This window comes from Micromonospora sp. TSRI0369 (assembly GCF_001905625.1).
Lineage (GTDB): Bacteria > Actinomycetota > Actinomycetes > Mycobacteriales > Micromonosporaceae > Micromonospora > Micromonospora echinospora_A.
In genome coordinates this window covers 809132-828190 of the sequence record NZ_LIVU01000002.1, presented here as the reverse complement: position 1 = coordinate 828190, position 19059 = coordinate 809132, and the positions used below count along the sequence as shown (strand labels likewise).

The following is a 19059-nucleotide window of genomic DNA, read 5'->3' as shown; positions in this document are numbered from 1 at the left end:
GCGGATCGGGCGCGCCGGCGCTCGTAGGCTGGCAGCGTGATCACTGTCGACGAGGCGCTGACCGGGCGCGAGGCGCTGCTCGCCGCGGCCGGCAACCACCCGTACGCCCGGCACGCGCTCCGGGACGACCGGGCCGTACGCGGATGGCGGCACGGCGGCACGGTCGGGTGGCTGCTCCCGCCGGGCGAGTGGTCGGCCGGCGGCGCGGTCGGCGTCCCCGGCCCGGCGCTCGACGTCTTCGCCGCCCAGCGCGCGGACGGCACGCTACAGGCCGGCCACTCGATCAACGTGTCCCGCGCCGAGCCGGCCGAGGTGGCCGCGCGGCTGCCGGTGGCCCGGCTGATCGAGTGGGACTTCCTCTGGACCACCGGCCCGGTACCGCGCCAGCCGGAGCAGGATCGGGTGGAGCGGCTCACCGAGGCCGACCATCCCGCGCTGGCCGCGCTGATCGAGGAGGCGTTCCCGAGCACCACCTCCCGGCCGGGTGAGCCGGGCATCGTCGGCTGGTACGGCATCCGCGACGGTGACCGTCTGATCGCCTGCGGCGCGGATCGCAGCCGCGGCGACATCGGCTTCCTGGCCGGGTTGACAGTCGCGCCGGGGCTTCGCGGCCGAGGGCTGGGCGCGGCGCTGACCGCCGGAATGACGGGCGCCCTGTTCGCCCGGTACGACACCGTCGCGCTGGGCGTCTACCCGGACAACGTGGGCGCGATCCGGCTCTACCGGCGGCTCGGCTTCACCGCCACCGAACGCCGCACCTCGATCAAGCTGGCCTGACGCTGCCGGCACACCCACCGCCATGGCTCGACCGGCCGTCGCACGCCGCACGCCGCACGCCGCACGCCGCACGCCGCACGAGATCTTGGTACGAAACGGCCCCTGCCGGGGCGCCCACTCACCAAGATCTCCCCGCGTCCCACGTCGCGGACTCCGCCTCCCAGAAACGAACGCGCCCGCCGTAGCGGGCGCGTTGAACCGGTGAGTGGAACGTCATGGGTGTCAAACGGGAGCCGAGACACCCATGGCGTTCCACCCACGGCGGGCGGTGACCCGCACGGCGATGCCGGGAAGGTTGCTGCCGAAGCGGCTGCGGCTCGCACCCGGCGCCGCGCCGACGGGTGCGAGCGGGCACCACTCAGTTGGCTGGGCGACGCCAGCACCGCCGCCGCCGGACAACGTCAGCACCACGCGGCCGCCGCCGGACGACGCCAGCCGCCGGACAACGCCGACACCACTGGGCCGCCGCCGGCACCACGCCAGCCGCCAAGCAAGGCCAGCACCACGCGGCCGCCGCCGGACGCCGCCAGCCGCCGGGGACGCCGGGGACGCCGGGACGACCCAACCGCCGCCGGACAACGCCCGCAGAACTCAGTCGCGGCCGGGTGACGCCGGCACGACCACCGGCCCGGGCCCGCCCGTGACGGCAGCCGCGTCCGCGCCAACGGCGACGCCACGGTCGGCCGGGTCGAAGGGCGGCTCGGACGCCAGGCCGGCGTGGCCGGGTCCGCCGCCCGTCACCTCCGGTGCCACCTCGGCCTCGGCGGAGGTACGGCGGGCGGCGCGCCAGGCCGGCAGGTAGAGCGGCGCGGCCACGGCGAGCACCACCCCGCCGACGATCATGGCGACGCCGACGCTCGTGGCGTCGGCCAGCGCGGTGAGCGTGACCGCGCCGAGCGCGCCGGCCGGCTGGCCGGCCATCGAGTTGAGCGAGAGCACGCTGGTGCGGTACGGGCCGTCGACCTGCCGGTGCAGCAGTCCCATGTGCAGCGGGTTCGACGCGCCGTGCACGGTGTAGCAGGCCAGGTACGCGATGAGGATGCCGACCGGACCGGCCAGCAGGCCCATGCCGACCACTGTCACGCCTTGGAGGATCCGCATCAGCGCGGCGGCCGGGGCGGCGCCGAGGCGGCGCAGCAGCAACGGGGTGAGCGCGGCGCCGGCGGCGTTGGCGAGCCAGGCCGCCGTGCCGGCGGGGCCGAGCAGCGCCGCGGCGCGGTCCGGGTCACCGAGCACCTCGGCGAGGCGTACCGGGAGCAGCGACTCGAAGGTGACCATGCCGAAGCCCCAGAACAGCTCGACGGCGACCAGGGCCAGCAGTACCCGGTTGCGGCGCAGCAGCCCGACGGCCTGCCCGACCATGCGGGGCGCGTCGACGACCGAGGCGCGCAGCGCGGCCGGGCCGGACGCGGGCCGCCGCTCGGCCATCAGCGCCAGCAGGGCCACGATGGAGACGGCCTGGAGAACGGCGGCGACGATCACCGGCAGCGCCAGTGCGCTGACCGGGCCGATCGGGCCGAGCGCGACCAGGCCGCCGCTGAGCAGCGCGCCGGCGCCGATGGCGACGCCGACCACGGTGCCCGCCCAGCCGAGGCCGCGCTCGTACTCGGCTTTCGGGTCGGCGGCGAGCGTGGCGTCGACGTACCAGGATTCCAGCGGGCCGCTGTCGAGCGCCCGGTAGATGCCCTGCAACGCCCAGACCAGGAAGAACATCCAGAACGAGTCGGCCACCGCCATGAGCGCCAGCGAGCCGAGGCCGATGGCCCAGGCGGCGACCAGCACCGGCTTGCGGCCGAGCGCGTCGGCGAAGCCGCCGGTGGGCAGTTCCAGCGCCAGCACGACGAGGCCCTGGGCGGTGGCGACCAGGCCGATCTGGGACAGCGTGAGGCCGCGCTCCTGCATCAGCAGGATCATCACCGGCATGAGCAGGCCACTTGGTAGCCAGCGCAGGCCGTACAGCGTGAGGTAGCGGATCCGGATCTGGCGTACGGACAGCGCGGTCACGGCTTCTCCTCGGCGGGGGGCGGAGTGGACCGCGGGTAGGCGGCGTCCATCGGGAGGGCGGCGAGGTAGAGCTGCACCGTCTCGGCGTCGGGGTCGTCGGGGTCGGTGGCGTCGCGGTGCCGCTCGAAGACCGCGAAGACCTCCTCCTGGATCGCCTTGAGGCGGTCGACCGGAATCCGCATGAAGAAGTCGCCCATGCCGAACGCGTCGCGCCAGGCCGGCGACCACCGGTGCCGCTGGGCGAACCAGCGTTCGGCGTGCTGGGCGAAGAAGCGGACGTAGTCCGCCTCGATCCACTCGATGGCCGCCCGCGCGTCGGGGTCGTCGTCGAAGTCGCTGGACTCCCAGTTGGTGACGTCGTGCGCGGCCCGCCAGTAGCGCTGGCGGCCGGTGCCGAGGGTCGGGTCCTCCACCACGAGGCCCACCTCGGCGAGTTGGCGCAGGTGGTAGCTGGTCGCGCCGCTGTTGGTGCCGAGCGCCTCGGCGAGGGCGGTGGCGGTGGCCGGGCCGCCCACGCGCAGCGCCCCGACCAGCCGCATGCGCAGCGGTTGGGCCAGGGCACGAACCTGGCGGTGGTCGATGTGTACGGTGCGCTCCGTCTTCCCTTCCATGCGACGCACAATATCTGTGCACACTTCATATGCACAAGCTCCTTGCAAAGAAACTGTGCAACTAGCCGTACAGCTCGGTGATCCCCCGCAGGCGGGTCCGCAGCAGCCCGGCGGCGCGGGCGGAGTCCAGCACCACCTCACCCGGGCGGTGCAGCCCGGCGGCGGCGATCGTGGTCGTCCGCAGCCCGCCCGCGTCCACGCCGTCGTGCCGGGCCACCAGCAGCCCCAGCTCGGCCCGGCTCACCGCGTCCGGCCCGGCCACGTTGAGCAGCCCGGCGTAGTCGCCCGGCACCAGCTCCAGCACCGCGGCGGCGAGGTCGGCCACGTGCACCGGGCAGCGCAGCTCGTCGGTGAACAACGCGGCCCGCCCGGCCAGCGCGTCCCGGCAGAGCTGGATCTGCTTGCTGCCCTCCCCCACGATCAGCGACGTGCGCACCAGCGCCGCGCCCGGATCGACCGCCCGCACGGCAGTCTCCGCCGCCGCCTTCGCCGCCCCGTACGGGTGCAGCGGCGTGGGCACGTCCTCGTCCGCGTACGCCTTCGGCCGCCCGGCGTGCAGCGCGTCGCTGGACAGGTGCACCAGCCGGGCGCCCACCTCGGCGGCGGCCACCGCGATGTGGGCCGCCCCGTCCGCCGTGACCGCCCAGTCGTCGTACCGGTAGGGGGTGGCGACGACCGCGTCGGGGCGTACCCGGGTCAGCAGCTCACGCACGGCGGCGCGGTCGGTCACGTCGAGCCGGTGCGGCGCGACGCCGGGAACCGTGACGGCGGCGCGGTGGTACGTGCCGGCGACCCGGTGCCCGGCTGCGACCGCCTGCCGGCACACCTCGGCGCCGAGGAAGCCGCTGGCTCCCACCACGAGCAGGTGCATCTGTCCCCCTGAGATCGAAAAGGCCCGCGTCATCATGACGCGGGCCTTTCGACAGGGCTGGATCAGGTGGGGTCGGCCACCGGGGCGGCCGGGCCGGCGGTGCCGGCGTGCGGACCGGCCGGGGCCTTCGGCTTGGCGTCGATGCCGGCCTCGGCGCGCTGCTGCCCGGTGATCGGGGTGGGCGCGCCGGTCAGCGGGTCGAAGCCGCCCCGGGTCTTGGGGAACGCGATCACCTCGCGGATCGAGTCCGCGCCGGCCAGCAGCATGCAGACCCGGTCCCAGCCGAACGCGATGCCGCCGTGCGGCGGGGCGCCGTACTTGAACGCCTCCAGCAGGAAGCCGAACTTGTCCTGCGCCTCGTCGGCGGTGATGCCGAGCAGGTCGAACACCCGCTGCTGCACGTCGCCGCGGTGGATACGGATCGAGCCGCCGCCGATCTCGTTGCCGTTGCAGACGATGTCGTACGCGTACGCCAGCGCCCGGTCCGGCGCGGACTCGAACCGGTCCACCCACTCGGCGTTCGGCGAGGTGAACGGGTGGTGCACGGCGGTCCAGCCGCCGTCGTCAGTGCGTTCGAACATGGGCGCGTCGACCACCCAGCAGAACGCCCAGGCGCTCTCGTCGACCAGGTTCGACCGCTTGGCGATCTCGATCCGGGCCGCGCCGAGCAGCTCCTGCGCCTCGCGGGTGTTCGTGCTGGCGGCGAAGAAGATCGCGTCGCCGGGCTTCGCGCCGACCGCGTCGGCCAGGCCGGACAGGTGCGCCTCGGACAGGTTCTTCGCCACCGGGCCGCGCGGCTCGCCGGTCTCGGCATCCAGCACCACGTACGCCAGGCCGCGCGCGCCACGCGCCTTGGCCCAGTCCTGCCAGCCGTCCAGCTCCTTGCGGGTCTGCGCCGCGCCACCGGGCATGACCACGGCGCCGACGTAGCCGCCCGCGTCGATCGCGCCGGCGAACACCCGGAACTCGGTGCCGCGCAGGTACTCGGTCAGCTCGGTCAGCTCCACGCCGTAGCGCAGGTCCGGCTTGTCCGAGCCGTACCGGGACATCGCGTCGTGCCAGGTGATGCGCGGAATCGGCCGGGTGATCTCGTAGCCGGCGAGGTCCTTCCACAGCGCCGAGACGATCGCCTCGCCGAGGTCGATCACGTCGTCCTCGGTGACGAACGACATCTCGATGTCGAGCTGGGTGAACTCCGGCTGCCGGTCGGCGCGGAAGTCCTCGTCGCGGTAGCAGCGGGCGATCTGGTAGTACCGCTCCATGCCGCCGACCATCAGCAGCTGCTTGAACAGCTGCGGCGACTGCGGCAGCGCGTACCAGCTGCCCGGCTGCAGGCGCACCGGCACCAGGAAGTCGCGGGCGCCCTCCGGGGTGGAGCGGGTCAGCGTCGGCGTCTCGATCTCCAGGAAGTCCCGCTCGTGCAGCACGCCGCGGGCGATCTGGTTGGCCCGCGAGCGCAGCCGCATGGCCTTGGCCGGGCCGCCCCGGCGCAGGTCCAGGTAGCGGTACTTGAGCCGGATGTCGTCACCGGCCTCGATCTGGTCGTCCACCGGCAGCGGCAGCGGCGCGGCCTCGGAGAGCACCTCCAGCGCGGACGCGGTCACCTCGATCTCGCCGGTCGGCAGGTCCGGGTTCTCGTTGCCCTCGGGGCGGCGGGTCACCTCGCCGGTGACCTTGACGCAGAACTCGTTGCGCAACGCGTGCGCGTCCTCCTCGCGGAAGACCACCTGCACGACGCCGGAGACGTCGCGCAGGTCGACGAAGATGACACCGCCGTGGTCGCGCCGGCGGGCCACCCACCCGGCGAGCGTCACCGTCGAGCCGGCGTCCGCGGCGCGCAGGCTTCCGGCATTGTGGGTACGGATCACGGCTGGCGTCTCCTCAATCTGGTCCACGACTGCTTCCCGCATTCTGTCAGGGCGGGCGGGCCCGCTCCCGGGCACCCGTCGAGCCCGGCCCGTCCCGGGGACGCGGCGAAAGCGGGTCGAGGGCCCGGTCCGGCGGTTTACCGTGGCCGGGTGCGTGCCGTACCGAGCTGGGCCGTGGCCACCGCGGCTGCCGCGCTGCTGGTGGCGGGCTGTCGAGCCGTTTCCTGCTCGCGCTCGGCGGGCTGGCCACCGTCGCGCTCATCGCGTTCCCCCGCCCGCAGGTGGGTGGCTCCCCGGCGCACGGCGTGACCGCCACAGTGGCGGTGCTCGCGTTGTCGCTCTGGCCGGCCGGGTCGGCGCTGCGCCTGCCCCGGAGAGTGCCGCGTGCGGTGGCCGCCTCCCCGGCGGGCCGGCCGCCGTGGGCGTTCCGCCGGCCGGTGGCGCTGGCCGCGACAGCGGTGCTGCTGGCGTTGTTCGGCTGGTCGGTGGTGGAGGTGACGGGCGGCTCCCGGACCGGGCTGGCCGAGCGGGTGGCAGCGCTCGCGGTGACGCTCTGGCCGCTGGCGGCGGTGCTGTCCGCGCGGCGGGCCCACCGGCACTGGACGGCCCGGCCGCCGCGCCCGGACGGGCCGCCGGTCAGCCCGGGCCGCCGGGAGGCGGGCGCCTGACCGGGTACGCGGAACGGGCCGCCGGTCACCCGGCGGCCCGTTCACTGCGTTGTGCGGATCAGAAGACGCTCACGCCGTAGCGGCTGAGGGCCTCGGTGACCGGCTGGAAGTAGGTGGTGCCACCGGTGCGGCAGTTGCCGCTACCACCGGAGGTGAGGCCCAGCGCGGTGGTGCCGGCGAACAGCGAGCCGCCGCTGTCGCCCGGCTCGGCGCAGACGTTGGTGCGGATGAGGCCGGAGACGCTGCCCTCGGCGTAGTTCACGGTCGCGTTCAGCGCGCTGACGCTGCCGCTGCGCAGGCCGGTGGTGCTGCCGGAACGGCGGACGGACTGGCCGACGTACGCGTTGCCGGCCGAGGTGATGTCCTGGAAGCTGCCGTTGTACAGCGACACGTTGCCGGCCGCGTTGGCCGAGTTGTTGTGCCGGACGATGCCGTAGTCGTTGCCCGGGAAGCTGGTGCCGGTCCGGGTGCCGAGCAGGCTGGTCTGCCCGGAGTTGCTGTACCAGCTCGACGAGATGTTGGTGCAGTGGCCCGCGGTGAGGAAGTAGTAGGTCGAGCCGCTGCGGACGTTGAACCCGAGCGAGCAGCGGCCACCGCCGCCGGCGTAGATCGCCTGACCGCCGGAGATCCGGGTGCTCAGCACGCCGGCCTCGGCCTCGATGCGGATCGCGCCGTTGTGACGGGCGGCGGCGGCCTTGACCCGCTCCAGCTTCGCGCCGGTGACGGTGCTGTCGACGGAGACGACGACCTGGTTCGTGGCCGGGTCGGTCCACCAGGCGGTGCCCGGGATCTTGGCGGAGCGCTCCAGCTCGCCGGTGGCGGCGTTGAGCTTGTCCGCGCCGCGCGCCACGATCTTCGGGATGGCGCCGGCGGCGCGAACCTGGCGGGCGGTGGCGGTGTCGGTCACCGTGACGATCATGGCGCCGCTGGCGTCGGCGTACGTGCCGGCCGCGCGGGCGCCGAGCTTCTCGACGAGGGTGGCGGCGGCGTCCGGCGAGAGGGCCGCGGGGGCGGCCTGCGCGGGGGCGCTGAGCAGCGAGCCGGTTACCAGGGTGCCGGCGACGGCGACTGCGGCGGCGCGGCGGAGCGTGGACCTCGTGGGTCGCATGTAACAACCTCCGAATGGGGGTGAACGGGCGCTGTCATGGGGGCGCGCCCGAGGGCAACCCGGGCGACCTGGGGAAACCGCCCGAGTGCCCAAAGTATTCACACATTTAAGATCGTAAGCAAGACATGGCTTTGCCCTAATTCGCACCCGCGCTCGATGTAACGCCTGAGCAACAACATCGACTCAAGGTGTCAGAGCCTGTGATCGACCCGCGTCGACGTGCCGAGCGGTCAGACGCGACGGCGGGCGCCGGGGCCGGGACGGGGCAGCACGTCGCGCGCCTCGGTGATCTCGTGCCCTTCGGCGCAGCGCAGCTCGACCCGGACCTCGGCGCCGCAGTCGCGGTGCGCCACGCTCAGCGGGGAGCCCTCCGGATCGGCCAGGTAGCGGTCGCCCCAGCCGAGCACGGCGACGAGCACCGGCCACAGGTCAAGGCCCATCTCGGTGAGCCGGTACTCGTGGCGCGGCCGACTGCCCGGCTCCCGGTACGGCTCGCGGCGCAGCACGCCGCGCTCGACGAGCATGGCGAGCCGGTTGGCCAGCACCTGGCGCGGGATGCCGGTGCGCACCCGCATGTCGTCGAACCGGCGTACGCCGTTGAAGACCTCGCGCAGCACGACGAGGGTCCACCGCTCGCCGAGGATCTCCATGGCGCGCGCGATGGTGCAGTTCTCCACCGACCAGTCCAGTGCCGCGGGTCTCATCCGACCAGGCTAGGTCTGATTGACAGACTCAGCAACGCGCTGCGAGGCTGAGTCCATGACGCAGACGCAGGAACGCTCCCGCACGTTCACCTGGTCCGACCCGGCCGCTGGGGCCGCGCACCTGGGCCGGCGCAGCGGCCTGGAGCTGATGCAGGCGATGATCGCCGGCGAGCTGGCCGCGCCGCCGATCATGCACCTCATCGACATGTCCCGCATGGAGGCCGAGGACGGGCGCGTCGCGGTCGAACTGCTGCCGCAGGAGTTCCACTACAACCCGCTCGGCACCGTGCACGGCGGCGTCCTCTCCACGCTGCTGGACACCGCCGCGGCGTGCGCCGTGCACACCACGCTGCCGGCCGGCGTCGGCTACACGTCGCTGGACCTCAACGTGAAGTTCCTGCGCCCGGTCACCGTCGACACCGGCACGCTGCGCTGCGAGGGCACCGTGCTCCAGCGGGGCCGCCGCACCGCCCTGGCCGAGGCCCGCCTGACCGACCCGGCAGGCCGCCTGGTAGCCCACGCCACCTCAACCTGCCTGATCTTCCCCCTCCCCTGATCCGCCCTGCCCCCTTCCTCGCGCGATCTTGCAGTTACGGCCCCCGCAAACGCCGTGAAACGGGCGCCGTGGGGGCCGTAACTGCAAGATCGCGTGGGAGAGGGCGGGGGTCAGGGCTGGGGGGTGGTGGCGGCTACTCGGGCGGCGCGGGCGGCGCGGCGCTCCTCGAAGCGGGACGCCTGGGTCTCCAGGGTGTCAATGTGGGCGGCGATCTGGTCGCGGGCGGCCTCGCCGTCGGCGTTCAGGCCGGTCACGTCGAACAGGTTCCACTGGCGCAGCACCGGCATCACCACGTCATCGCGGTGCTGGCGCAGGTCGTAGATGCCGGCCAGCGCGATCGCCACCGACTTGCGGGCGAAGCCGTCGATGCCCACGCCCGGCATCTGGAAGTTGGCCAGCACGTCGGCGACCGCGCGCATGGCCTGCGACGGCGCCAGCTCGAACGCCGCGCCGAGCAGGTTGCGGTAGAAGACCATGTGCAGGTTCTCGTCCGCGGCGACCCGGGCCAGCAGCGCCTCGCACGTCGGGTCGCCGGTGGCCCGGCCGGTGTTGCGGTGCGAGATGCGGGTGGCCAGCTCCTGGAACGACACGTACGCCAGCGAGTGCAGCATCTCCTGGTCGTGCACGTTCTGGTAGCCCGCCGACATGTGCACCATGCGGGCCCGCTCCAGCGCCACCGGGTCAACCGCCCGGGTCACCGTGAGGTAGTCGCGAATCGCCGTGCCGTGCCGCCCCTCCTCCGCGGTCCACCGGTGCACCCAGGTGCCCCACGCGCCGTCACGCCCGAACAGGGTGGCGATCTCGTGGTGGTACGAGGGCAGGTTGTCCTCGGTGAGCAGGTTGACGATCAGCGCCGTCCGGGCCACCTCGGGCAGCGTCGAGTCCTCCGGCGACCAGGCCTCGCCGCCCAGCGGGCCGTCGAAGGTGCGGCCCTCGCTCCACGGCACGTACTCGTGCGGGAACCACTCCTTGGCCAGCGACAGGTGGCGGTCGAGGTTCTTCTCGACCACCGGCTCGAGTTCGGTGAGCAGAGCGGTCTGGCTGAGCACGGTCACGACGTTCTCCCTACGGTGGCGTAACTTACGCCACCGTAGGTCGAAACGTCTTCAGGCGCCAGTGCCGGCCGGGCCGACCAGCGGCTTCAGGTCCGCCCGGGGCGGCGTCCACTCCCCCGCCGAGGCGGCCACCTGCTCGCCGGAACGGATGTCCTTGACCTCGTCGCCGTCCGCGCCGGGGAACCAGACGTACGGGATGCCGCGCCGCTCGGCGTACCGGATCTGCTTGCCGAACTTGGCCGCCGACGGGGACACCTCGGTCGGCACACCCCGCGAGCGCAGCGCCGCCGCGACCGCGTCGCTGGCCGCCCGGTCCTCCTCGGCGGTGACCGCCACCAGCACGCAGGTCGGCACCGAACGGGACACCGACAGCGCCTCGGCGCCGAACAGCAGGCCGAGCAGCCGGGTCACCCCGATCGAGATGCCCACCCCCGGGAACCGGACGTTGCCGGAGCTGGCCAGGTTGTCGTACCGGCCGCCGGAGCAGATCGAGCCGAACCGCTCGTAGCCGATCATCTGCGTCTCGTAGACCGTACCGGTGTAGTAGTCCAGGCCCCGCGCGATGCGCAGGTCGGCCACGCAGAGGCCGGGCGCGTGCGCGGCGGCGGTCTCCACCACGGCGGCCAGCTCCGCGACGCCCTCGTCCAGCAGCGGATCGCTCACCCCGAGGCCGCGCACCGCGTCGGCGAAGGAGGCGTCCGGCGCGGAGATCTCGGCCAGCGACAGCACGGCCTTGGCCTGCGCCTCGCTCGCCCCGGCGGTGCTCGCCAGCAGCTCCGTCACCTTCGCCGGGCCGATCTTGTCGAGCTTGTCGACGGCGCGCAGCGCCGCCTCCGTGTCGGTCAGCCCGATGCCCCGGTAGAAGCCCTCGCAGATCTTGCGGTTGTTGACCTGGATACGCACCGGCGGGATCGGCAGCGACCGCAGCGCGTCACCGATGACCAGCGGCATCTCCGCCTCGTAGTGCGCCGGCAGTGTGTCCCGGTCGACGATGTCGATGTCGGCCTGGAGGAACTCCCGGTAGCGGCCCTCCTGCGGGCGCTCGCCCCGCCACACCTTCTGGATCTGGTAGCGGCGGAACGGGAACTGCAGCTTGCCGGCGTTCTCCAGCACGTAGCGGGCGAACGGCACGGTCAGGTCGAAGTGCAGGCCGAGCGCGTCGTCACCGGCCGGCCCGTCGGCGTCGGCCTGCAACCGGCGCAGCAGGTACACCTCCTTGGAGGTCTCCCCCTTGCGCAGGAGCTGATCCAGCGGCTCGACCGAGCGGGTCTCCAGCGGCGCGAAGCCGTACAGCTCGAACGTGGCGCGGATCCGGTCAAGCACGAACTGCTCGATCATCCGCTGCGCCGGCGTCCACTCGGGGAAGCCGGAGATGGGCGTGGGCTTGCTCATGGCGTACTCCTCGATCCCGCGCGGCGCGCGGGCGAAACGTCGTGGTCGCGGCGGTCAGAGGCCGCGGGTGGGCGCGGCCGGGCGCGCGCCGCCGGTGCCCGCCACCTCGACGAGGTACGGGTTGGTCGCGCGCTCGCGGCCGATAGTGGTCGCGGGGCCGTGGCCGGGCAGGATGACTGTGTCGTCGGCCAGCGGGAGCACCTTGTCCCGCAGGCTCGACAGCATGCGGGGCATGCTGCCGCCCGGCAGGTCGGTGCGGCCGATCGAGCCGGCGAACAGCACGTCACCGGAGAGGCAGATCTGCTCGGCCTCCCAGGGCGAGCCGGCGCCGGGCAACCGGAACAGCACCGACCCGCCGGTATGGCCGGGGGCGTGGTCGACGGTGATCTCCAACCCGGCCAGCGACAGCGTCGCGCCGTCGGTCAACTCGGCCACGTCGTCCGGCTCGGCGTACGGCAGCCGGCCACCGAACAACTGGGTCAGGTCCATCGACAGCGCCTTGCTCGGGTCGGCCAGCAGCTCCCGGTCGTCCGGGTGGACGTAGGCGGGGATGCCCCGCGCGCCGCAGACCGGGGCGACGGAGAAGGTGTGGTCCAGGTGGCCGTGGGTGAGCAGCACGGCGGCCGGGTGCAGGCGGTGCTCGGCGAGCACGGCGTCGAGCCGGTCGAGCACCCCGATGCCGGGGTCGACCACCACGCACTGCTCCCCTGGAGCGGTCGCCACCACGTAGCAGTTGGTGCCGAAGGCGTCCGCGGGAAAGCCGGCCACGAGCACGTCGCTCCCCTTTCCGTCCGGTCGTCGTCCCGTTCAGCCTAGTCGTAGCGGCCAGCGAGTTCCGTCCGCCACCGCCACCGCCCAGCCGGCCCCGGCTGAGACGGCGGGACCTCGTACACGACATTCACAGTCGCTACCCGTACACTCTGGCGGGCGTGTGGCGTGGCGCACCCCGACCGGAACGGCGGCCGGCGCCCGGCGCCGGCGGCGATTCAGGCAGAGGAAGGGGAGCGCACGTGGCTTCCAGCAGGGACCGGCAGCGCAAACTGGCGCGGGCCAAGCTTGACCGGCAGCTCGCCCGACGGGCGGCGGTCGCGAAGCGCCGCCGGCAGATCCGGGCCGGTGTGGGCGCCGCGGTGGTGCTCGTGCTGATCGTGGCCGGTTCCGCCTGGGCGCTCGGCGCGTTCGACTCGGAGCCGAAGAAGCAGGCCGCCGAGGACGTCTGCCTCTGGACCGCGCAGGACGGCGCCGTCAACACCAACCTCAAGGACGTCGGCGAGCCGCCCACCACGGGCCTGCCCACCTCCGGCACCCGCCCGATGACGATCACCACCAACCAGGGTGGGCCGATCACGGTCGAGCTGAACCAGACCGACGCGCCGTGCGGCGCGGCCAGCCTGAGCTACCTGGCCGGCCGCTCGTTCTTCGACAACACCACGTGCCACGAGATCACCGCCGAGGGCGCGCTGCGCTGCGGCGACCCGACCGGCACCGGCCTCGGCGGCCCGACCTACTCGTTCTTCGACGAGAACGTCCCGAGCGCGCCGGAGCCCAGCCCGTCGGCCTCCCCGGCCCCCGGGCAGCCGGCGACGTACCCGAAGGGCACGGTCGCCATGATCGGCAACCCGCCGGGCAGCAACGGCAGCCAGTTCCTGATCTTCTTCAAGGACGCCAGCCCGGCCAAGCCGGCCTACTCGGTGGTCGGCAAGGTCACCGGCGGGCTCGACGTGGTGGAGAAGATCGGCGCCATGCCGACGGTGGACAATGGCAACGGCGACAAGGTCAAGCCCAAGACGCAGGTCCTTGTGCAGAGCGTCACCGTCGGCGAGCCCGGCGCGGCTCCGGCCGGCAGTCCCGCGCCCTCGCCGAGCGCCAGCGCGGGCTGAGAACAGAGGCGAGCCGGCGGCGTGCCGCCGGTGCGATCCAGACGTGACCCGGCGCGCGCGCCGACCCCATACGCAGCAGGTGAGGAGTGACCGTGACGTCCACCAGAGACCGCCAGCGCGCGGCGGCGCGAGCCAAGCTCGAGCGGGAGATGGCGGAGCGGGCCGGTAAGGCCCGCAAGCGCCGGCAGACCCAGGCGATCGTCGGCGCCGCGGCCGTGCTGGTGCTCGTCGTGGCCGGCACGGTGTGGCTGGCCACCTCGCTCGGCGGCGACGACGACGAGCAGACGGGCGGCGCCACCGCCGCCGACGCCGTGCAGTGCGCGTACACGGAGGTGCCCAAGGAGGGCCGGCCGCCGCAGATCAAGGACGTCGGGCTGCCGCCGACCCAGCAGGCCGGCAAGGGCTCCCAGACGATGACTATCGACACCAACCTGGGCCCGATCACCGCCAAGATCGACCGCGCCGCCGTGCCCTGCACCGCCGGCAGCTTCACCCACCTTGCGGAGAAGGGCTTCTTCGACAACACCAAGTGCCACCGGCTGGTGACCCAGGGCATCCAGGTCCTCCAGTGCGGCGACCCGAGCGCCACCGGCAAGGGCTGGCGGGACACCGACGGCACCGGCGGGCCGAGCTACAACCTGGCCGAGGAGAACCTCCCCACCAACAAGCGCCCGCCGTACCCGGAGGGTGTCATCGCGATGGCCAACTCCGGGCAGCCGGGCAGCACCGGCAGCCAGTTCTTCATCGTGTACGGCGACTCGTCGCTCGACCCGAACTACACGGTGCTGGGCACCATCACCGGTGGCATGGACGTGGTGAAGCAGGTCGCCGCGGCCGGTGACGACGGCGCGTTCGCCAAGCAGGCCGGCGGTGGTCACCCGAAGAAGGAGATCACCATGACCAAGGTGACCATGAGCCCGATCCAGGGCGGCTGAGCCCTCCGGGGTACGACGACGAAGCGCCCGCCGGCTGGATCCCAGCCGGCGGGCGCTTTCGCGTGCGTGGGGCGGCTCAGGCCCCGGAGGTGACCCGGTACGCGTCGAACACGCCGTCGACCTTCCGGACGGCGGCCAGCAGGTGCCCGAGGTGCTTCGGATCGGCCATCTCGAAGCTGAACCGGCTGACCGCCACCCGGTCCCGGGTGGTGGTCACGGTCGCGGAGAGGATGTTCACCCGCTCCTCGGACAGCACCCTCGTCACGTCGGCGAGCAGCTTGTGCCGGTCCAGCGCCTCGACCTGGATGGCGACCAGGAACGTGGAGGCGGAGGTGAGCTTCCAGCTGACCTCCACCACCCGCTCGGGCTGGGCGCGCAGGTCCTCGGCGTTGGCGCAGTCGTCCCGGTGCACGCTGACCCCGCCGGAGCGGGTGACGAAGCCGAACACCGAGTCCGGCGGCACCGGCGTGCAGCAACGGGCCAGCTTGATCCAGACGTCGCTGACGCCGCGGACCACCACGCCCGGGTCGGCGCTGCTCTGCCGGCTGCGCGGCGGCCGGGTGGCGACGGCGGTCTCGGCGATGTCCTCCGCCGCGCCCTCCTCGCCGCCGTAGGACGCCATCAGCTTCTGCACCACCGACTGCGCGGAAACCTGGCTGTCGCCGACCGCCGCGTACAGCGAGGCCACGTCGGCCAGGTGCAGGTCCCGGGCGATCGCCATCAGCGCGTCCGAGGTGAGCATCCGCTGCAACGGCATGCCCTGCTTGCGCATCGCCTTGACGATCGAGTCCTTGCCGGCCTCGATCGCCTCCTCGCGCCGCTCCTTGTTGAAGTACTGGCGGATCTTCGTACGCGCGCGCGGGCTCTTGACGAAGCCGAGCCAGTCCTGCGTCGGGCCGGCCGTGTCGGACTTCGACGTGAAGATCTCGATCACGTCGCCGTTGGAGAGCGTCGACTCCAGCGGCACCAGCTTGCCGTTGACCCGCGCGCCGATGCACTTGTGCCCGACCTCGGTGTGCACCGCGTACGCGAAGTCCACCGGCGTCGACCCGGTCGGCAGCGGGATGACGTCGCCCTTGGGCGTGAAGACGTACACCTCCTGGCTGGACAGGTCGAACCGCAGCGCGTCCAGGAACTCGCTCGGGTCCGCCGCCTCGCGCTGCCAGTCCAGCAGCTGCCGCAGCCAGGTCATCTCGTCGATGTGCGCCGGCGGGCCCACCACCGGGGTGCCCTTGTGCTCCTTGTACTTCCAGTGCGCGGCGATGCCGAACTCGGCGGTGCGGTGCATCGCGTACGTGCGGATCTGCATCTCCACCGGCTTGCCGGTGGGCCCGATGACAGTCGTGTGCAACGACTGGTACATGTTGAACTTGGGCATGGCGATGTAGTCCTTGAACCGGCCCGGCACCGGCTGCCAGTTGGCGTGGATGACCCCCAGCGCCGCGTAGCAGTCGCGCACCGTGTCGACCAGGATCCGCACACCCACCAGGTCGTAGATGTCGTTGAAGTCGCGCCCCCGCACGATCATCTTCTGGTAGATCGAGTAGAGGTGCTTCGGCCGCCCGGTCGTCTCCGCCTTGATCTTGGCGGCCTTCAGGTCGGTGGACACCTTCTGGGTCACCTGGCGCAGCAGCGCCTCGCGCTGCGGCTGGTGCTCCCCGATCAGCCGGTTGATCTCCTCGAACCGCTTCGGGAACAGCGTGCCGAAGGCGAGATCCTCCAGCTCCCACTTGATCGTGTTCATACCGAGGCGGTGCGCCAGCGGCGCCAGGATCTCCAGCGTCTCCTTGGCCTTCTGCTCCTGCTTCGGGCGCGGCAGGAAGGTCAGGGTCCGCATGTTGTGCAGCCGGTCGGCCAGCTTGATCACCAGGACCCGGGGGTCCTTCGCCATCGCGACGACCATCTTGCGGATGGTCTCCGCCTTGGCCGCGTCGCCGAGCTTGACCTTGTCGAGCTTGGTGACGCCGTCCACGAGCAGCGCGACCTCGCCGCCGAAGTCGGCGCGCATCTGGTCGAGCGTGTACTCGGTGTCCTCGATGGTGTCGTGCAGCAGCGCCGCGACCAGCGTGGTGGTGTCCATGCCCAGGTTCGCCAGGATGGTCGCCACCGCGAGCGGGTGCGTGATGTAGGGGTCACCGGACTTGCGGTACTGCCCCGAGTGCCACCGCGCGGCCGTGTCGAAGGCGCGCTGCAGCAGCCGGGCGTCGGCCTTGGGGTGGTTCTCCCGGTGGGTGGCGATCAGCGGTTCCAGCACCTCGCTGACCTGCGAGGTCTGCCAGGGCGCGTTGAACCGGGCCAGCCGGGCGCGTACCCGCCGGCCGGTGGGCGCGTTGGAGAGCGCGAACCCGCCGCTGGTCGACGGGTCACCGGAACTCTCGGTCGGGAACGGCACCACGACCGCCCCGCCGTCGGCAGTCGCGTCGGGCGCGCCGCCGGTGGCGCCGGTCGCCCGGGCCTGCGGGTTGCCGCTGCGCTCGGTCACCGAGCCGTCCGCGTCGCCTGTCGGGTGCACCGTGCCCTCCACCGGAGGGACGACATCGTGGGACACCGGCCTCCTCACCGCTCGCCGGGATGCGCCGGCCGTTCGGCCGACGTCTCGTTCAACCGGCCCGGGGGCCGGTGTTGTTCCGCGGCTCCGGGGCCGGGCCCCGGCGCCTGCGCCGCCCCGGACACCTCGGCCGGGTCGGGCAAAGCGCAATGCTACCCGTACGCAGGGTACGCCACCGCTCCCCCGGACGGTCGGCGCCGACCGGCCCGACGGCCGGTCGGGATCAAACGGTCAACAGGGCGTGCACCGGGCGCGGCGCGAGTCGCTTGCGGCCTTCGAGGAAGCCCAGCTCGAGCAGCACGGTGAACCCGGCCACCGTCCCGCCGGCGCGTTCCACCAGGTCGAGCGTGGCCTCGGCGGTCCCGCCGGTGGCGAGCACGTCGTCGAGCACCAGGACCCGGTGGCCCGCGGTGAAGGCGTCCTGGTGCACCTCGAGCGTCGCCTCGCCGTACTCCAGCGCGTAGGAGGCGGAGTGCGTGGCCCGGGGCAGCTTGCCGGCCTTGCGCACCGGCACCACGCCGACCCCGGTGGCGTACGCGACGGCCGCGGCGAGCACGAACCCGCGCGCCTCGATGCCGGCGACGGTGTCGAACGAGTCGCGCCCGTGGTACGCGATGATGCCGTCGATCACCGCACGGAACGCCGCGCCGTCGGCGAACAGCGGCATCAGGTCCTTGAACATGACACCCGGCTTGGGGAAGTCCGGCACGTCCAGCAACCGGCTGGCGACGAGCTGGGCGACCTCCGGGCCGCTGTCTCCGCGTACGCCCGTGGTGTGGGTCTCCGTCACAGTGCGTCCCATGTCCTCTCGAAACGACGACGGCGTCCGTCATGCCGTGACATCAGCATGACGGACGCCGTCGTCGCGATTGCGTCCGGCCCTACGGTCAGCGGCGCTTGCCGCCGGGCCGGTTGCCGCCACCCCCGGCGGGTCGGCCGCCGCGGGCACCGCTGGGACGCTTGCCGGCCGGGCGGGCGCCGACCTTGGGGGCGGCGCCGGCGAGCGCGGCGGCCTCCGGGTCGATCGGCGCGTCGGCGTCGGCGGCCGGGGCGGCGCGCGTGGCGCCCTTCGGGGTGATCTCGCCCCGGGCCAGGGCGGCCCGGCGGGACAGCACCCGCTTGTTGTGCGCGCTGATCCGCGGGTCCATGTTCTTCAGCAGCACCAGCAGCGGGGTGGCCAGCACGATCGAGGTCAGGAACGCCACCGCCATACCGACGAACAGCACCAGGCCGAGGTCCTTCAGCGTGCCCGCGCCGAGCAGGCCGGCGCCGATGAAGAGCAGGCCGCCGACCGGCAGCAGCGCCACCACCGAGGTGTTCAGCGACCGCATGAGGCTCTGGTTGAGCGCCAGGTTGGACGCCTCGCCGTAGGTGACGTTGTTGTTCGCGGTGATGCCGCGTGTGTTCTCCTGCACCTTGTCGAAGACCACCACCACGTCGTAGAGCGCGAAGCCCAGGATCGTGAGGAAGCCGATGATCGTCGACGGGGTGACCTCGAAGTTCACCAGCGAGTAGATGCCGGCGGTGAGGATCAGGTTGGTCAGCAGCGAGATGATCGCCGCGACCGCCATCCGCCACTCGAAGCGCAGCACCAGGTAGATCGACACCACCGCGATGAAGATCAGCAGACCGAGGAAGGCGCGGGAGGTGACCTGGCTGCCCCACGCCTCGGAGACCTGGCTGCCGCTGATCTGGTCGGCCTGGATGCCGAACTCCTCCGCCATCGCGGCCTTGGCCGCGTTGGCCTGCTCGGCGCTGAGCTGCCCGGTGCGCATCTCGTAGAACTCGCCGCTGGTGCTGCCGACCTTCTGCGCGCTCACCACCTCGACGCCGGGCGCCTCGTCGGCCAGCACCTCGTCGACTGTCTGCTCGGCCCGGTCCAGCGTGCCGACGCTGGCCGGCACCTGGAACGTGTTGCCGCCGGCGAACTCGATGCCGAGCTTGAAGCCGCTGATCGCGAAGCTGAGCACCGCGATCAGGACCAGGACGCCCGCCACGCCGAACCACAGGTTCCGGCGGCCGACGATGTTGAGATCCGCCTCGCCCCGGTAGAGCCGGGCGGCCAGACCGTTCTTAGCCATC

The 19059-nt window shown here is 72.8% G+C and carries 17 protein-coding genes; 5 read left to right on the top strand and 12 right to left on the bottom strand.

Annotation, left to right across the window (positions count from 1 at the left end; all coding sequences use genetic code 11):
• Positions 1–36: 36 nt before the first annotated feature.
• Positions 37–777, top strand: a complete 741-nt coding sequence (locus tag AMK25_RS09055; protein ID WP_073827668.1) for a GNAT family N-acetyltransferase — start codon at positions 37–39, stop codon at positions 775–777.
• 591 nt (positions 778–1368) lie between these two features.
• On the opposite strand, the gene AMK25_RS09050 is transcribed toward AMK25_RS09055, so the two are convergent.
• The 4 genes from AMK25_RS09050 to aspS all read right to left on the bottom strand — a co-directional run bounded on the left by AMK25_RS09050 (position 1369) and on the right by aspS (position 6131).
• The gene (locus tag AMK25_RS09050) at positions 1369–2781 is read right to left on the bottom strand and encodes an MFS transporter (RefSeq protein WP_073827667.1); all 1413 of its coding nucleotides are present in this window, start codon (positions 2779–2781) and stop codon (positions 1369–1371) included.
• Complete coding sequence (locus AMK25_RS09045; RefSeq protein ID WP_073827666.1) at positions 2778–3392, bottom strand: winged helix-turn-helix domain-containing protein; 615 nt, start codon at positions 3390–3392, stop codon at positions 2778–2780. The genes AMK25_RS09050 and AMK25_RS09045 overlap by 4 nt, the downstream gene beginning before the upstream one ends.
• A 61-nt stretch (positions 3393–3453) precedes the next feature.
• A complete protein-coding gene (locus AMK25_RS09040) occupies positions 3454–4263 on the bottom strand; it encodes a sugar nucleotide-binding protein (protein ID WP_073827665.1) in 810 nt (269 codons plus the stop codon).
• A gap of 62 nt (positions 4264–4325) precedes the next feature.
• A complete protein-coding gene (gene aspS, locus AMK25_RS09035) occupies positions 4326–6131 on the bottom strand; it encodes an aspartate--tRNA ligase (protein ID WP_073827664.1) in 1806 nt (601 codons plus the stop codon).
• 2 nt (positions 6132–6133) lie between these two features.
• Between aspS and AMK25_RS33065 the strand changes: the two genes are divergently transcribed.
• Positions 6134–6799, top strand: coding sequence for a DUF998 domain-containing protein (locus AMK25_RS33065; protein ID WP_338013371.1), 666 nt, complete (start codon positions 6134–6136; stop codon positions 6797–6799).
• Positions 6800–6857: 58 nt separating this feature from the next.
• Here the strand turns inward: AMK25_RS33065 and AMK25_RS09025 are convergent, their stop codons facing one another.
• The gene (locus AMK25_RS09025; protein ID WP_073827663.1) at positions 6858–7907 is read right to left on the bottom strand and encodes a S1 family peptidase; all 1050 of its coding nucleotides are present in this window, start codon (positions 7905–7907) and stop codon (positions 6858–6860) included.
• A gap of 230 nt (positions 7908–8137) precedes the next feature.
• A complete protein-coding gene (locus tag AMK25_RS09020; protein WP_073827662.1) occupies positions 8138–8611 on the bottom strand; it encodes a winged helix-turn-helix transcriptional regulator in 474 nt (157 codons plus the stop codon).
• A 55-nt stretch (positions 8612–8666) separates the two neighbouring features.
• Between AMK25_RS09020 and AMK25_RS09015 the strand changes: the two genes are divergently transcribed.
• Positions 8667–9167, top strand: coding sequence for a PaaI family thioesterase (locus AMK25_RS09015; protein WP_073827661.1), 501 nt, complete (start codon positions 8667–8669; stop codon positions 9165–9167).
• 110 nt (positions 9168–9277) lie between these two features.
• Here the strand turns inward: AMK25_RS09015 and AMK25_RS09010 are convergent, their stop codons facing one another.
• Genes AMK25_RS09010 through AMK25_RS09000 form a run of 3 tightly spaced genes read right to left on the bottom strand, consistent with a single transcriptional unit; the run spans position 9278 to position 12388 of the window.
• A complete protein-coding gene (locus tag AMK25_RS09010; RefSeq protein WP_073827660.1) occupies positions 9278–10222 on the bottom strand; it encodes an acyl-ACP desaturase in 945 nt (314 codons plus the stop codon).
• A gap of 51 nt (positions 10223–10273) precedes the next feature.
• Positions 10274–11614 carry a histidine--tRNA ligase gene (gene hisS / locus AMK25_RS09005; protein ID WP_073827659.1) on the bottom strand — a complete coding sequence of 447 codons (1341 nt, stop codon included), beginning with the start codon at positions 11612–11614 and terminating at the stop codon, positions 10274–10276.
• 54 nt (positions 11615–11668) lie between these two features.
• Complete coding sequence (locus tag AMK25_RS09000; protein WP_073827658.1) at positions 11669–12388, bottom strand: MBL fold metallo-hydrolase; 720 nt, start codon at positions 12386–12388, stop codon at positions 11669–11671.
• 236 nt (positions 12389–12624) lie between these two features.
• Here AMK25_RS09000 and AMK25_RS08995 point away from each other — a divergent pair, with 236 nt between their 5' ends.
• Positions 12625–13494 (top strand): peptidylprolyl isomerase, encoded by an 870-nt coding sequence (locus tag AMK25_RS08995; protein WP_073827657.1) that lies wholly within the window; start codon positions 12625–12627, stop codon positions 13492–13494.
• Positions 13495–13586: 92 nt separating this feature from the next.
• Positions 13587–14429 (top strand): peptidylprolyl isomerase, encoded by an 843-nt coding sequence (locus tag AMK25_RS08990; RefSeq protein ID WP_073827656.1) that lies wholly within the window; start codon positions 13587–13589, stop codon positions 14427–14429.
• 76 nt (positions 14430–14505) lie between these two features.
• Here AMK25_RS08990 and AMK25_RS08985 read toward each other — a convergent pair whose 3' ends face one another.
• From AMK25_RS08985 to secF, 3 genes are all read right to left on the bottom strand, one after another.
• The gene (locus AMK25_RS08985; RefSeq protein WP_073827655.1) at positions 14506–16977 is read right to left on the bottom strand and encodes a RelA/SpoT family protein; all 2472 of its coding nucleotides are present in this window, start codon (positions 16975–16977) and stop codon (positions 14506–14508) included.
• Positions 16978–17200: 223 nt separating this feature from the next.
• Complete coding sequence (locus AMK25_RS08980; RefSeq protein ID WP_073827654.1) at positions 17201–17767, bottom strand: adenine phosphoribosyltransferase; 567 nt, start codon at positions 17765–17767, stop codon at positions 17201–17203.
• 97 nt (positions 17768–17864) lie between these two features.
• Entirely contained in the window at positions 17865–19058 is a 1194-nt protein-coding gene (gene secF / locus AMK25_RS08975; RefSeq protein WP_073827653.1) for a protein translocase subunit SecF, read from the bottom strand.
• Between the last annotated feature and the right edge of the window lies 1 nt (position 19059).